Source organism: Gordonia sp. LMA484 (assembly GCF_058129505.1).
This window is the reverse complement of record NZ_CM176700.1, coordinates 4,960,393-4,975,285: the sequence shown is the minus strand read 5'-3', so window position 1 is coordinate 4,975,285 and position 14,893 is coordinate 4,960,393. Positions and strand designations below refer to the sequence as shown.

Here is a 14,893-nt window from a genome sequence, read left to right as displayed (position 1 = left end):
GCAGCGCCAATCGGCTCCGCCGAACCTTCGAACACCCAAAACTCCCACAAACACGCGATGCCTTGCGTGGGTGTGGGAGTTCTGCGTGTATTACCGCACCGGTTCGCCGACTTCGCTGACTTCGGTGACCTCGGTGTCGGCCGGCCCGGCGAACTGGCTGTTGTAGAGCCGGCAGTAGGCGCCGCGGGCGGCGAGGAGTTCGTCGTGGCTGCCCTGCTCGACGATCCGGCCGTCTTCCATCACCACGATGACGTCGGCGTCGCGGACAGTCGAGAGCCGGTGGGCGATCACGAAACTCGTGCGGTCGGTACGGAGGTTCGCCATCGCCTGCTGGATGAGCAGCTCGGTGCGGGTGTCCACCGAACTCGTCGCCTCGTCGAGAATCAGGATCGTGGGCTTGGCCAGGAAGGCGCGGGCGATCGTGATCAGCTGCCGTTCACCGGCGCTGACACCGCCGCCCTCTTCGTCCAGAACCGTGTCGTACCCGTCGGGCAGCGTCCGCACGAAGTGGTCGACGTGACTGAGTTCGGCGGCCTCGATGACCTCGGCTCGTGTCGCGGTCGGGTCACCGTAGTGGATGTTCTCGTAGATCGTCCCGCCGAACAGCCATGAGTCCTGCAAGACCATGCCGGTCCGTTCGCGCAGGTCGTCGCGGGTCATTCGGCGCGAGTCGACGCCGTCGACACGGATCGTGCCGTCGTCGACGTCGTAGAACCGCATGATGAGGTTCACCAGCGTCGTCTTGCCGGCGCCGGTGGGTCCCACGATCGCCACCATGTGGCCGGGTTGGGCCACCAGCGATAGGTTCTCGATGAGTGGCCGCTCCTCGACGTACCGGAACGACACGTCTTCGAATGCGATGAGTCCGTGATCGTGCGACGGGGTGTCGGGGGTCGACGGGTCGGGCGTCTCCTCCTCGGCGTCGAGGACATCGAAGATCCGTTCCGCCGACGCCACGCCGCTCTGCATCAGGTTGAACATCGACCCGATCTGGGTGAGCGGCTGGGTGAACTGCCGCGAGTACTGGATGAAGGCCTGCACCTCGCCGAGGCTCAGCGAACCCGACGCCACCCGCAGTCCGCCGACGACCGCGACCGCCACATAGTTCAGGTTTCCCAGGAACATGATGGTCGGCATGATGATCCCGGAGATGAACTGGGCGCGCCAACTCGATTCGTAGAGCTTCTGGTTGCGCTCGTCGAACGTCGCCTCGATCTCGGCCTGCCGACCGAACGCCTTCACCAGTTCGTGTCCGGTGAACGCCTCCTCGACCTGCGCGTTGAGCGCACCGGTCGACGCCCACTGCGCCATGAAATGCGGCTTGGACCGTTTGGCGATCTGCGCGGTCGCGATGAACGCGCACGGCACGGTGAGGATCGCGATGAGCGCGAGCAGCGGGGAGATCCAGATCATCATCACCAGCAGCGCGATCACCATCAGCACCGAGTTGAGGAACTGAGCGATGGTCTGCTGCAGGCTCTGCGACAGATTGTCGAGGTCGTTGGTGACGCGGCTGAGCAGGTCGCCGCGGGCGGAGGCGTCGTAGTAGCTCAGCGGTAGGCGGTGGACTTTGGCCTCGACGTCGGCGCGCAGGCGTCGGATGGTGCCGACGACCACGATGTTCAGCAGATACGCCGACAGCCACGCCAGCGCCGACGACAGCACGTAGAGGACCAGCACGATCAGCAGCACCCGGCCCACGGCGGTGAAGTCGACGCCCACGCCGGGGGTGACGTCCATCGAGCTGACCATGTCGGCGAAGGTGTTCTGACCCTGCTCGCGCATTCCGGCGATCGCCTGGTCCTTGGTGAGACCGGCGGGCAGTTGCGACCCGATGATGCCGTCGAAGACGAGGTCGGTGGCATGGCCGAGCACCCGCGGCGCGACCGCCGACAAGATGACCGACACGACGATCGAACCGACGACGGTCACGGTGAAGACGCGGTAGGCGAGCAGCAGACGGATGAGTCGTTTCACCGACGGCCCGAACGAGCGTGCCTTCTCCGCCGGACCGGCCATCATCGGCGGGCCACCGCCACCGGGCCGTGTCATGACGCCTCCTGGATCGCGAGCTGGGATTCGACGATCTCGGCGTAGGTCTCGCAGGTCCCGACGAGGTCGTCGTGGCGTCCGAGCCCCACCACGCGACCTTGGTTGAGGACGACGATCTGGTCGGCGTCGACGATGGTGGACACCCGCTGGGCGACGACGATGACCGCCGATTCGCGGGTGGCCGGGCGCAGTGCGGCTCGCAGGCGGGCGTCGGTGGACAGGTCGAGAGCGGAGAACGAGTCGTCGAAGAGATAGACCGAGGGTCGGCGGATCAGTGCGCGCGCGATCGCGAGCCGCTGACGCTGACCGCCGGAGACGGTGGTGCCGCCCTGGGCGACCTTGGTCTCGAGTCCGTCGGGCATCCGGGCGACGAAGTCGTCGGCCTGTGCGATCCGCAACGCCGCCCAGATCTCCTCGTCGGTGGCGTCGGCCTTGCCGTGACGGATGTTGGAGGCGATGGTCCCGGAGAACAGGTACGGGCGTTGGGGCACGAGACCGATCGCCGAGCGCAGTTCGTCCGGATCGAGGCGTCGTACATCGGTTCCGCCGACGCGGACCTCACCGCCGGTGGCGTCGATGAGCCGGGGGATGAGTCCGAGGACGGTGGTCTTACCGGATCCGGTCGATCCGACGATCGCCGTTGTGGTGCCGGGTTCGACCCTGAAACCGATGTCGCGCAGGACGGGGTCGTCGGCGCCCGGGTAGCGGAACTCGGCGCCACGGAACTCGACCGTGCCGGGATCGCCGGCGAAGCCGATCGGAGACGACGGCGGCACCACCGACGTCTCGGTGTCGAGCACCTCGCAGATCCGCTCGGCGCAGACCGCGGCGCGCGGCGCCATCATCGCCAGGAAGGACGCCATCATCACCGACATCATGATCTGCATGGCGTAGCTCATCATCGCGGTCAGGGCGCCGATCTCGACGCTGCCGTCGGCGACCGCGTGCCCGCCGAACCAGATGATCGCGACGATGGTGACGTTGGTGATGAGCATGACCAGGGGGAACATCAGCGCCATCAACCGGCCCACGCGCAGGGTGGCGTCGGCGAGGTTGTCGTTGGCGCCGGAGAAGCGCGTGATCTCGTGCCGTTCACGCACGAATGCGCGGACCACCCGGATGCCGGTGATCTGTTCGCGCAGTACCCGGTTGACCGAGTCGATGCGTTCCTGCATGGCCCGGAATCCGGGGATCATGCGGCTGATGATCAGCGACATGGTGATGCCGAGGACGGGTACCGCGATCGCCAGCAACCACGCGAGCCCGGGTGCGACATGGATACCCATCACGATGCCGCCGACACACATGATCGGCGCCATCACCAGGATCGCGGTGCTCATCACCACCAGCAGCTGCACCTGCTGCACATCGTTGGTGGTTCGGGTGATCAGCGACGGCGCGCCGAAACCGCCGACCTCGCGGGCGGAGAAGGTGTTCACCCGGTGCAGCAGGTCGCCGCGGATGTCTCGGCCCACACCGAGCGCCGCGCGGGCGCCGAAATACTGGGCGGACACGGTACAGATCACCTGGGCGACGGTCACCACCAGCATCCAGCCGCCGATGCGCAGGATGTAGTCGGTGTCGCCTTCGGCCACGCCCTTGTCGATGATGTCGGCGTTGAGCGTGGGCAGGTACAGCATCGCCGCGGTCGCGACGGCCTGCAGGGCCACCACGACCACCATGTAGGAGCGATAGCCCGACAGGTAGGTGCGGATGAGTCGGGTCAGCATGAGGTGATCACTCAGAAGACGCTAGCAACCGGCACCGACGGTGCGCGACAGTGTTTCTGTTCCGTCGACCATGCTGGTAACCCGTCGGGCGATCGGGTGGCTCGGGGTGGCCGCGTGTGGGGTGTCCAGTTCGCTGGTCGGGTAGTCCGGGGTGGCCGCGTGTGGGGTGTCCAACTCGCTGGTCGAGTGACCCGGGGTGGCCGCATCGTGGGTGTCTAATTCGCTGGTCGAGTGACCCGGGGTGGCCGCATCGTGGGTGTCCAATTCGCTGGTCGAGTGACCCGGGGTGGCCGCATCGTGGGTGTCCAATTCGCTGGTCGAGTAACCCGAGGCGCTAGCCGAGGGTGTATCGAGACCTCGCGAGTCGCCTGGTCTCGATACGTCCTCGGCTAGCGCCTCGGACTACTCGACCAGCGAGGGGCGAGGTGCGAGGGGCGCAGGGCGGCTGGGACTACTCGACCAGCGAGGGGAGAGGGGTGCGGGGCGGCTGGGACTACTCGACCAGCGAGGGGCGCGGGGCGCGGGGCGGCTGGGACTACTCGACCAGCGAGGGGCGAGGGGCGAGGGGTGCGGGGCGCCTCGGACTGCTCGACAAGCCAGGGGTGCGGGGCGCGGGACCGGCCTCACCCGGAGAAGGTGAACGGGACCACGGCCTCGGGGGTGTAGGTGAGGTAGGTGAAGGTCTCCTGGAAGTAGAGCGTCACGGTGTCGGCGTCGTGACTGTCGTAGCCGATCGAAACATCCTGGCCGATGCTCATCTCGAAGTCGCCGCCGCGGGTGCTCAGCAGGAACGCACCCGAGATCGCGGGCGCCCAGACGATCTCACCGCCCCCGACCAACAGCCGCTGCAGGTGATCGCGGATCGGGACACCGTGGTTCGACGTCTCGTTGACGAGTGTGTAGACGTCCTTCGACAGTGCCAGCGAATACGGGCCCTCGACCGAGGCCAGCCGCAGGGCGGTGGTGGCCTGCGACAACGCCTCGGCGTAGTCGCGTACGTCACTGGGCAGGGCGATCGGCTTCACCGATGCGGTGGGGCGGATACCGGTGATCCCGCCGGCGGGGTAGCCCTCGAAGATCGCCCGGTCCTCCGCGCGGGCGAGTTCGGCGGCGGCGTCGCGGACGGGGTCCCAGTCGGAATCCTGCGCGCCGCGATCGACGTCGTCGATGGCCTCGCGGCTGACGGTGAACGGAACCCTCAGCTCGACCAGTGGCTGTGCGCGCCGCTGGTGCGCGATGATGCCGTCGGCGGGTGGGTCGATCTTGCTCCGATGACCGAGCGTCACCGAGGCGATCTCGAGGCCGAGCGGGCCGTTGACGTCGACGAGTCGACGCGCTGCGCTGTTGCGTTTGAACGAACGAGTCGCCTCTTCCTCGATCTCCGCCCACGCGGAATCGGAGATCGGTGCGAGTTCGCGATGCAGGTTGTTCATGCTGTCTCCTGGAGGTCGTGGTCGGGGGGCGTGATCGGATGAGTCAGTGCAGAGAGCCGATGCCTAGGGAGCCGTCGGTGGGATCTCGATACGCCTCGGGCTCGCTGCGCTCGCTCGTGGCTACTCGATCATCGGGGAAGGTAGCGGTGTCGCCATCGACCTCCTCGGCGGGCGCCGTCGGCGGGTCGGGCAGGTCCTCGAGGAAGTCGACGGTCGGGGTGAAGAACTGCGCGCCACTGACCGCGGTGGTGAAGTCGAGCAACCGGTCGTAGTTGCCGGGCGGGTCGCCGATGAACATCTTGCGCAGCATCTCCTCGGTGACGTCGGGTCCGGCCGAGTAGGCGATGTAGAAGGTGCCCCGCTCACCGGACCCGGAGGCGTCACCGTAGGGCATGTTGTCGCGGACGACGTCGATCTCCTCGCCGTCGGCATCCTCGACGACGTTCAGGGCGATGTGCGAGTTCGTGGGCTTCACATCGTCGTCCATCTCGACGTTGTCGAACTTCGTGCGCCCGATCGCGTCCTCCTGCTCGGCGACACTCAGCCCGTTCCACGATTCGAGGTCGGTGACATAACGCTGGATCGCCACATAGCTGCCGCCCGCGAATGCGGGGTCGTCGTCGCCGACGGTGATCGCGTCGATGGCCGCCTGCCCGATCGGGTTCTCGGTGCCGTCGACGAAGCCGATGATGTCGCGCAGATCGAAGTACCGGAAGCCGTGCACCTCGTCGACGACCGTGACCGCATCGCCGAGGGCGTCCATGGCCAGTCTCGCCACCTCGAAGCACAGATCCATGCGATCGGCCTTGATGTGCAGGAGCAGGTCGGCCGGCGTGGCCGGTGCCGTGTGCACCTCGCCCTCGTAGACGACGAAAGGCCGCAGCGCGCGGGGACGTGGCCCGTCGAACAGTCGATCCCAGGCCTGCGAACCGATCGAGACGATGGCCGCCAGCGCGGCCTCGGGCGCCCGCGACGAGACTGCCCTGGTCAGGGTCGGTAGATCCGACAACAGGTCGCGGACAGCGTCTTCCCCGCCGTCGTCGATCGTCAGGACCAGGAAGAGCGCCGATGTCGTCTTGCGCGTGAGGATCGTCTGCGGGACCGGCACAGACTCACTGTAACCGACGGTCGATCGGTGCCCGAGACTCGGCGACCGCGGCGTCAGCTGCGCGCGATGGCCCGACCCGCGGCACGACCGGAGAAGATGCACCCACCCAGGAAAGTCCCCTCCAGAGCGTTGTAGCCGTGCACGCCACCGCCGCCGAAACCGGCGACCTCACCGGCCGCGAACAGGCCGTCGAACGCGGTGCCGTCGGGGTGCATCACCTCCGAATCGAGGTTGGTCTCCAAGCCGCCCAGAGTCTTTCGGGTCAGGATGTTGAGCCGCACAGCGATCAGCGGCCCGTGGGCGGGGTCGAGCAGGCGATGCGGCTTGGCGACGCGCACGAGTTTGTCGCCGAGGTATTGGCGTGCGTTGGTGATCGCCATCAGCTGCGCGTCCTTGGAGAACTTGTTGTCGATCTCGGCGTCGCGCGCGGAGATCAACCGTTCGACGTGCTGGAGGTCCAGTTTCGGGCCGCGCGCGATCTCATTCATTCCGGCCACCAGCTCGGGAAGGTTGTCCTTCACAACGAAGTCCACCCCGTGCTTGGTGAACGCGTCGACCGGCCCCGGCGCGCCTTTCGCGAATCGGCTCTTCGCCGCGAACTTGAGATCCTTGCTGGTGATGTCGGGGTTCTGTTCGGACCCGGACAGCGCGAACTCCTTCTCGATGATGCTCTGGGTCAGGATGAACCACGAGTAGTCGTGTCCGGTGGCGAGGATCTCCTTCATCGTCGCGTTGGTGTCGAAGCCGGGGAAATTCGGCGGCGCCAGGCGATTGCCGTTGGCGTCCAGCCACAGCGACGACGGTCCCGGGATGATGCGGATCGCGTGGTCGGGCCAGATCGGATCCCAGTTGTGGATGCCCTCGGTGTAGTGCCACATCCGGTCGCGGTTGACCAGACTGGCGCCCGCCTCCTCGGCGATGCCGAGCATCCGCCCGTCGACGTAGGCGGGGACACCGGAGATCATCGTCTTCGGGGCCGGACCCAGGCGCTCCGTCGGCCAATTGGCCCGGATCAGATCATGGTTGTGGCCGATACCGCCGGTGGTGACGACGACGGCGCCGGCCCGGATCTCGAAGTCACCGGTCACCTCCCGCGACGATGCGACACCGCGGTCGAGATCGGTCGGCGCGAGCACGCTGCCGCGGACGCCGACCGCGGCCCCGTCCTCGACGACGATCTCGTCGACCCGGTGACGGAACCGGAACTCCACCAGGCCTCGCTTCTCCGCCTCCAACACCGGTTCGACGAAGACGCGCACCACCTCGGGGCCGGTGCCCCAGGTCAGATGGAACCGGGGCACGGAGTTGCCGTGGCCGTCCGCGAAGCCACCGCCGCGCTCGGCCCACCCGACGATCGGTGTGATGCGCAGCCCCAGGTCGTGGAGGTACTGCCGTTTGATGGTGGCGGCGAAATCCACATACGCGCGCGCCCATTGCCGGGGCCAGAAGTCCTCGTCCTCACGGTCGAAACCGGCCGATCCCATCCAGTCCTGCAGTGCCAGTTCCGCCGAGTCCTTGATGCCGAGGCGTCGCTGTTCCGGGCTGTCGACTAGGAACAGGCCACCGAGCGACCAGAACGCCTGGCCGCCCAGGTTGTTGCGGTTCTCCTGATCCACGACGACGACCTTGCGGCCGGCACGAGTGAGTTCGTAGGTCGCGACCAGTCCCGCCAAACCCGATCCGACGACCACCGCGTCGGCTTGTTGCTGGCTCACGCCACCCTCCTACGAATCCTCGGTTGAGGTCGACCATAGCGCCAGCGACGGGGCTGTCGGCAGCAGTCGGTCAGAGTGCGATGTCGGCGTACCGATGTGCCCACGGTGCGGCCTGCTCGAGCTGGGCGGCGAGCTTCAGCAGGGCGCCGTCGGCACCGAGCCGGCCGACGAACTGGACGCCGAGCGGCAGCCCCTTGGCGGTCCAGTGCAGTGGGACGCTGATCGCCGGGCGGCCGGTCAGGTTGGCGAGCTGGGTGTAGGGCACCCAACCGAGGCTCTGCTCGATGAGGTCGTCGAGGATTCCGGTGCGAGCCAACAGGTTGCCCGCACGGACCTTCGAGATGACACGGGACGCCCGTTGCAGCAGAGGTGGCGTCGTGGTCGCGCCGACCGGCAGGGGAGGGGTGGCCAGCGTCGGGGTCATGAAGTAGTCGAAGGACCGGTGGAACCGCTCGAGGGAGAGCACGTAGTCGTTGACCTTGTTGAGGGCGGACATCGCGGCGACGACTCCCGAGGACCGGCCGAGTTCGGCGAGGGCCAGGGTGTCGGCCTCGAAGTCGCGGTCGGTGGCGCCGGTCTGGGCGCGGGCCTCGTCGACCTCGGTGGCCAGCACAGCGAACCAGATGGTCAAGAAGTCGCGGGCCAGCGCGCCGTCGTCGTAGGGCGGGGTCACCTCCTCGACGTGATGTCCGAGGCCATCGAGCACCTGTGCGGCGTGGTCGAGGGCGGCGACCGCCTCGGGATCGGGTCTCGGGTTGATCGCCGATGACGACGAGTACCCGATCCGCAACCGTGACGGCGGGGTCGCGATCTGGTCGGTGAACGGGGTGTCGGCGGTGGGGGTGGGGTAGACCGAGCCCGGCGTGGGGCCGACGATCGCGTCGTAGAGTGCGGCGGCTTCGCGCACCGTCCGGGACACGACACCCTGAACCGCCATCCCGAACATCGATTCGCCCGTCGACGGGCCGAACGGCGACAGCCCGCGGGTCGGCTTGAGGCCGACGAGACCGTTGCACGCGGCCGGGATGCGGATCGATCCGCCGCCGTCATTGGCGCCGGCGGCAGGCACGATGCCGGCCGCCACCGCTGCCCCGGAACCACCCGACGATCCGCCGGGCGTGTGGCCGGGGTTCCACGGGTTGCGTGCGGCGCCCCAGAAGTCGGGTTCGGTCACACCCTTCGCGCCGAACTCGGGTGTGTTGGTCTTGCCGAAGATCACCAGCCCCGCGTCCAGGAACCGGGACACGACGTTGGAGTGCTCGGTGGCGATGTGGCGGGACAGCGCGCGCGAACCGTAGGACGTCGGATAGCCCCGGTACTCCTGGGCGAGGTCCTTGATCAGGAACGGGACACCCGCGAACGGCCCGGCCAGATCGGCACGCCGAGCTCGGGTGCCGGCCTCGTCGTCCATCCGCAGCACGATGGCGTTGAGAGTCGGATTGACCTGGTCAGCGCGTTGCCGCGCGAGGTCGAGCAGCTCGGCCGGGGTGACCTCCCCTTTCGCGACGAGGTCGGCGAGCGCGGTGGCGTCCTGGCGGAGGTACTCACTGAGGTCCACGGCCAAACCCTACGGGCATGCCTGTAGGCCGGGGAATGGTCACCGTTTGTTGAGCAAACCGATAACACCCCGATAGCGTCGGGGGGACGGAACCTGAACGTGGTGGATCTTCGCTTCTCAGTTGGATTTACGTTTGTGCAGGTCCGCCGTGGCAGGGTGAGTCCCGGGCGCCGAAATCGCAAGTCAGGACCGTCGTTCGTGCTTTTGCCGGAGTGTTATCGATCCGTTACACTGCCTCACGACGGGTGGCGGCACGGCCGTGGAGCCATAGAATCCCGTGAGAATGACTTAAGAGTTTTGATGTGGCCCGTCATCGAGGTCGAGATCGAGAAGGACTAGTGAATGCTGACACGCGCCCGTAAGCGCCTGGTCGCCGGACTTGTGGCCGTCATCGCCGCAACGGGCGTGACCATGGTTGCTGCTCCGACGGCTCACGCAGCCGGAACCACCGAGTACGTGTACTCCGCGGCCATGCACCGCAACATCCCGGTGCGCATCGTCGACGGAGGTGGCGGCGGCCCGAAGCCGACCCTGTATGTGCTCGACGGTCTCCGTGCGCCGAACAACACCAGCGGCTGGCTGCAGAACACCAACGTCGACGACTTCATGGTCGGCAAGGGCACCAACGTCGCGATTCCGTTCGGTGGCGGCGGCAGCTTCTACACCGACTGGGAGCGCACCGACCCCAAGTTGGGTGTCAACAAGTGGGAGACCTTCCTGACCCGCGAGCTGCCCGCCTACATGGCGCGCAAGCACAACAGCGACAACCGTCGTAACGGCATCGCCGGACTCTCGATGTCGGGCACCTCGGCGCTGAACCTCGCATCGCGCCACCCCGGCTTCTACAAGGCGGTCGCGTCCTACAGCGGCTACCCGACCGTCACCATGCCCGGCTTCACCCAGGGCATCCAGGCGGCAGTCGCCGAGATGGGCGGCAACCCGATCAACATGTGGGGCTTCTATCCCGCAGGTGAGTGGTTTGCCAACGACCCGTTCCTGAGCGCAGGCAACCTCGCCGGCAAGTACGTCTACGTCTCGTCCGGCACCGGTGTCGGCAGCAAGTACGACACCTCGGTGAACCCGGCCAGCTCGAACTTCGACCCGGTCAAGTTCGCGCAGATGGTTCCGCTCGAGGTCGCGGCCTCGACCAGCAGCCAGATCTACATCGGCCGTGTGGCGCTGGTGCCGGGAGTCAAGCTGACCACCCACATCACCCCGGACGGTGTCCACTGGTGGGATTACTGGCAGAACGACTTCAAGCAGTCCTGGGCCACGACCTTCCGCCCGGCGTTCTTCTGATCGCAGCAGACTGAATCACGCAGATGCGGCCGGTGACCTTCGGGTCACCGGCCGCATCTGCGTTGTGTCGAGGGCTGAGGGGCCTAACCGCGGGGCTATCAGGGCGAGCGTCACCGGGGGTGGATGAGCGTCGTGAGTGTTGAATTCCGTCGCTTCCGAGTTCCGCGTGCGCCACCACTCGGTTGAGGAGCCTCCGAGCCTGCGGGCGTCACCACTCGGTCCCTGAGGAACGAGGCGCTAGCCGAGTGTCACGAAGGGCGCCCCTTCGTGACGGTCCTCCGCTAGCGCTCCGGGCCTCCTCAGGGAGCGGGTGGAGCTCCGCCGCCGGGCCTCCTCAGGGAGCGGGTGGAGCTCCGCCGCCGGGCCTCCTCAGCCTGAATCCACCGATCGTGTTTGTGGTGTGGGGTGAGTGGTGTTGTCGCTGTTGGGGGGTGTGGTGGGTGTGCGGGAGTCGCCGATCTCTGAATTCGGCTTGTTTCACTGGTTTTCGTTGGTCGGGCCGGGGGTGGCGAGTGGGTAGGGTATCAGGCGGGTTTTCGGCGGACGGTGTTGTCGAACAGTTCGTTCCACTCGTTTTCCCATGGCCAGTGTTGGGGCAGATGTAATGTCAGGCGCCGCGCGGAGCGGGCGATACGGGCGGGCACGGTGATCAGGGTACGGCGGATGGTGGCGGTGGTCGCGCGCGCCAATCGTGGTGATCTGGTCAGTGTGGCCGCTGCGCGGGTCAGGTTGAACGCGATCACTGCGCAGTGCAGCCAGGCGGCGTTGGCGGCGAACACGCCCGAGGGCAGGTGGGCCAGTGCTGATGCTTTGAGGTCGGCGTGGACTTGTTCGATGACTGCGTGGCGGCGGTGGAGTTTGTCGGCGGCCACGGTGTCGACGTGCTCGGCGGGCAGGGTGGTGAAGAACGCGTGGTAGCGCCAGCCGGTGAGCAACTCCTGCTGGTTGGTCGGTTTTTCGGCGGGCACCCGCCGCACCACCAGGCGGCCGGTGACGGGATGTTTGGCGCCGGCTTTGGTGAAGGCGACATGCTCGGTCTCGGCGACCTGAGCACGGTGAATCCAGGTGTTGGTGTCGGGGTCGAGGACCGGTTGGGTGTAGGTGATCGTCGTCCATTGGTCCTCGGCGATGAAGTCGATCTTGCGTCGGATCGCCGGGAACAAACTCACCCCGATCGACACATACGCGCCGTGGTCGACGGCGGCGGCGACCACTTTGTGCGAATAGAACCCCGAATCGCCGCGCACCACCACCGACCGACTGACCTCACCAGCGCTCGCGGTGCGCCTCGCCGTCCTAGTGGCCTGCTCACCAGCCGCATCGGTACTGGTCACGTCCGTGCCGGTACTGCCGGTACTGCCGGTGCTGGCCGTGCTGGCCGTGCTGGCGGTGCTGGCCGTGGTGGTGGTGGTGGTGTGGCAGGTGCGCAGCCGACCCACCGTGGCCAACGTTTCGCGCAGCAGTCGTGGGGCGCCGGCGGCCGAGGCCGCCGAGCCCCGACGCAGGCAGCCGCCAGCGAGGATCGGCGCCGCGATGCCTTGCCCGATGCCCTGCCCACCACCGTGGGCCGGGGTGATCGTGGCGAACAACCCGTTGAGGCCGCGGACGCCGGTGTAGCCGACCGCGGCACCCTGTTTGGCCTGCCCGTACACCCCGATCACCGTGTCGTCGATATCGACCATCACCATCGAGTCGTCGATCCCGTCGAGCAGTCCGCTGCCCTGGCACAGTTCACCGAGCAGGCGGGTGGCGACCGCACTCAACTGCCGCGAATGCCCGTAACTGAATGACCGCAGAAACGATCCCAACGTCGACGGCGCGTACAAGCGGTCATAGACCGCGCCCATCGCGCCGTGACGCAGCACAGCCATGTCGTCGATACTGTCGGCGCCCATCACCATGCCCGCCACCAGCGAGGCCACCTTGTCCCCGGCGTGCGCGCCGGTGTCACCACCCAGACGCACATGCTCATCGGCCAGACGGTCCAACCCGGCCGCACGCGCCAGCGCCATCACCGGGACCACCCCGGCCGAGGCCACCAAATTGCCGTCATCGAACTGCGCGGACCCAATCCCAACGGTATGCGACAATTGCATCTGCGAGATGCCTTCCTGTGTGACTGATGAGATCTTCGACAAATCCCATCCTTTCACTGCAGCAAGGCATTTCGCGTCTCCAAAACACCCAAAACACACAAACCCTCCACAAACCGGTGGATCCAGGCTCAGGGGGCGGGTAGGGCTCCGGCGCGGGGCCTCCTCAGGGAGCGGGGCACCGCTCGAGGGTTCGTCAGTCTCAGGGAGCGGGGGCAGCACCGGGGTCCGTCAGTCTCACGGAGCGGGGGATAGCTGCCCGCGCCGGGGTTTCCTAAGGTGCCGAGCCGACTTCGCCCGCCTACTCCGACGACGGGCGACGGAATCGGTGGGTGTCGTCGTCGGCTGGAGAGGGGGACGACCGCGTTGCGCTCTCATCCGTGGGCTGGCCAAACGACCGGGTTGCCGAGTCGTCGGCGGGCGAACCGGCGTCCGTCTCCGGTGCGGACTCCACGCGCGGGATCTTCTCCGTCGGCTGATCCCACGGATCCGCTCGCGTGGTGGTCGCTGCCCCGGCGGCGGTGCCCGCCGCGGCGCCGGCGGCCGCGTGGGTGCCCTGGCCGTCCTGCGGCTCGTCGAGCCGAGTCGTCGCAGCATCCTCATCGGTGGGCGGCGGAACGTCGTCAGGTGTGTCGTCTCCACGCCGACGTCCCCGCCACCACATGAAGCCCCACAGGGCCAGCAGCAGCACGCCGACGATGCCGAGGATCAGCGGCAACCAGAAGCCACCGAGACGGAGCTGATCCACATAGCCCTGAGCCTTGGTGGTCTGATGCTCCACGGTTTGATCCGACCACTTGAACCGGCCCTTGAGGACGTCCATACGGAAGTCCCGGATCGGTGCGGGGGTGTCGCTGCTCTGGTCGGGTGACCGGAAGTACTGGTGCTGATCCTCCAGGCCGTCGACGATGGTGCCCGTCTGCGGCTCGACCCAGACGTGTCGGTTTGCGGTGGCGTAGCGGTGCATCGTCACCTTGTCGCTCGGCTTCACGCCGGGACCCGAGATGCCCCACCAGCTGGCGGGCATGGTCAACATGGTGCCCAGCGCCGCCTCACCCTGCGCGTTGGGCAGGCTGGAGACATCGGTCTCCGGGACGTCGCCGGCGAACTCGTAGGTCGTCAGACCGTTGATCGTCTTCTCCCCGACGAAGTTCATCGGGATGTCCTGGCGGGTGTTGGTGTCGTAGTAGAGATACGAGCGCTTCTTGACGTCGAAGCCGAACTTGTACTGGAAGCCCTTGCGGTCCGGCAGGTCCACCGAGACGTCCTTGGGATTGACGCCCTCCGGTGCGGCCTCCAACTGCAGGGAACTCACGGTCCCGTTCGGCACTGACGTCTTGCGGTTCACCGAGACCCGGTCGATGTTCGCGGTGAGCAACCCGTCGTCACACTTACGGTCGGCGTCGGCGGCCGCCATCGTCGGCTCCGTCTCGTCGCCCTGCGAGTTCCGATACCGGTCGATCTCGACGGTCTGGGCGGACTGCAGCGTGGCCTGGCGCCGATCCGACGGGTCCACGATGACCGACCGCCGCTGCTGGGTGAGATGGGCGTCGAGCACCTGCGCCTTGCGCTGGGTCACCGAGCACCGATCGAAGATCTGGGCGGGGAAGCGGTCGCCGCTGGAACCGTCCTCGGGCACCGTCGTCGACACCGACGTGATGTCCAGGTCGAGGGGCACCACACGCAGCTGTGGCACCAGGAACAGCGGTATGGCTATGGCAGCGGCGATGCATGCGGCGCCGAGGAACGCCGGCAACGCCAGCCAAAGTCGTCTCATTCTCCACTCCCGTGTCAGGACTCAACGCCCCAACCCTAGCGGCGAGGAGTCCGGAGGCTGCGAACCTCATGGGCATTTCTGACAGCGGAGGGCCGATACAGGTCGGTGTGATGGCCCCGCGGACCATC

At 67.2% G+C, this 14,893-nt stretch carries 9 protein-coding genes; 1 reads left to right on the top strand and 8 read right to left on the bottom strand.

The window, feature by feature from the left end:
- Positions 1 to 90 precede the first annotated feature (90 nt).
- The 6 genes from AC4AMJ_RS22040 to AC4AMJ_RS22015 all read right to left on the bottom strand — a co-directional run bounded on the left by AC4AMJ_RS22040 (position 91) and on the right by AC4AMJ_RS22015 (position 9,596).
- Positions 91 to 2,052 carry an ABC transporter ATP-binding protein gene (locus tag AC4AMJ_RS22040; protein WP_489914703.1) on the bottom strand — a complete coding sequence of 654 codons (1,962 nt, stop codon included), beginning with the start codon at positions 2,050 to 2,052 and terminating at the stop codon, positions 91 to 93.
- On the bottom strand, positions 2,049 to 3,782 hold the full coding sequence (locus AC4AMJ_RS22035) for an ABC transporter ATP-binding protein (protein WP_489914701.1): 1,734 nt from the start codon (positions 3,780 to 3,782) through the stop codon (positions 2,049 to 2,051). The genes AC4AMJ_RS22040 and AC4AMJ_RS22035 overlap by 4 nt, the downstream gene beginning before the upstream one ends.
- A gap of 623 nt (positions 3,783 to 4,405) precedes the next feature.
- Positions 4,406 to 5,215 carry a family 1 encapsulin nanocompartment shell protein gene (locus AC4AMJ_RS22030; protein WP_489898998.1) on the bottom strand — a complete coding sequence of 270 codons (810 nt, stop codon included), beginning with the start codon at positions 5,213 to 5,215 and terminating at the stop codon, positions 4,406 to 4,408.
- A 43-nt stretch (positions 5,216 to 5,258) separates the two neighbouring features.
- Positions 5,259 to 6,323 (bottom strand): Dyp-type peroxidase, encoded by a 1,065-nt coding sequence (locus AC4AMJ_RS22025; RefSeq protein WP_489914698.1) that lies wholly within the window; start codon positions 6,321 to 6,323, stop codon positions 5,259 to 5,261.
- Between the two features lie 53 nt (positions 6,324 to 6,376).
- Positions 6,377 to 8,038, bottom strand: a complete 1,662-nt coding sequence (locus AC4AMJ_RS22020; RefSeq protein WP_489914696.1) for an FAD-binding dehydrogenase — start codon at positions 8,036 to 8,038, stop codon at positions 6,377 to 6,379.
- Between the two features lie 70 nt (positions 8,039 to 8,108).
- Positions 8,109 to 9,596, bottom strand: coding sequence for an amidase (locus tag AC4AMJ_RS22015; RefSeq protein ID WP_489914694.1), 1,488 nt, complete (start codon positions 9,594 to 9,596; stop codon positions 8,109 to 8,111).
- Positions 9,597 to 9,938: 342 nt separating this feature from the next.
- Here AC4AMJ_RS22015 and AC4AMJ_RS22010 point away from each other — a divergent pair, with 342 nt between their 5' ends.
- Positions 9,939 to 10,895 (top strand): alpha/beta hydrolase, encoded by a 957-nt coding sequence (locus AC4AMJ_RS22010; protein WP_489899002.1) that lies wholly within the window; start codon positions 9,939 to 9,941, stop codon positions 10,893 to 10,895.
- Between the two features lie 524 nt (positions 10,896 to 11,419).
- On the opposite strand, the gene AC4AMJ_RS22005 is transcribed toward AC4AMJ_RS22010, so the two are convergent.
- Both AC4AMJ_RS22005 and pgfA read right to left on the bottom strand, forming a co-directional pair.
- The gene (locus tag AC4AMJ_RS22005; RefSeq protein ID WP_489914692.1) at positions 11,420 to 12,991 is read right to left on the bottom strand and encodes an IS1380 family transposase; all 1,572 of its coding nucleotides are present in this window, start codon (positions 12,989 to 12,991) and stop codon (positions 11,420 to 11,422) included.
- Positions 12,992 to 13,289: 298 nt separating this feature from the next.
- The gene (gene pgfA / locus AC4AMJ_RS22000) at positions 13,290 to 14,765 is read right to left on the bottom strand and encodes a cell envelope lipid trafficking protein PgfA (RefSeq protein ID WP_489914690.1); all 1,476 of its coding nucleotides are present in this window, start codon (positions 14,763 to 14,765) and stop codon (positions 13,290 to 13,292) included.
- Positions 14,766 to 14,893: the final 128 nt, after the last annotated feature.

What these genes read in the sequence shown, in the direction of transcription:
- AC4AMJ_RS22040 (WP_489914703.1), bottom strand. Translation starts at nt 2,052, where the DNA reads ATGACACGGCCCGGTGGCGGTGGCCCGCCGATGATGGCCGGTCCGGCG.
- AC4AMJ_RS22035 (WP_489914701.1), bottom strand. Translation starts at nt 3,782, where the DNA reads ATGCTGACCCGACTCATCCGCACCTACCTGTCGGGCTATCGCTCCTAC.
- AC4AMJ_RS22030 (WP_489898998.1), bottom strand. Translation starts at nt 5,215, where the DNA reads ATGAACAACCTGCATCGCGAACTCGCACCGATCTCCGATTCCGCGTGG.
- AC4AMJ_RS22010 (WP_489899002.1), top strand. Translation starts at nt 9,939, where the DNA reads ATGCTGACACGCGCCCGTAAGCGCCTGGTCGCCGGACTTGTGGCCGTC.
- AC4AMJ_RS22005 (WP_489914692.1), bottom strand. Translation starts at nt 12,991, where the DNA reads ATGCAATTGTCGCATACCGTTGGGATTGGGTCCGCGCAGTTCGATGAC.
- pgfA (WP_489914690.1), bottom strand. Translation starts at nt 14,765, where the DNA reads ATGAGACGACTTTGGCTGGCGTTGCCGGCGTTCCTCGGCGCCGCATGC.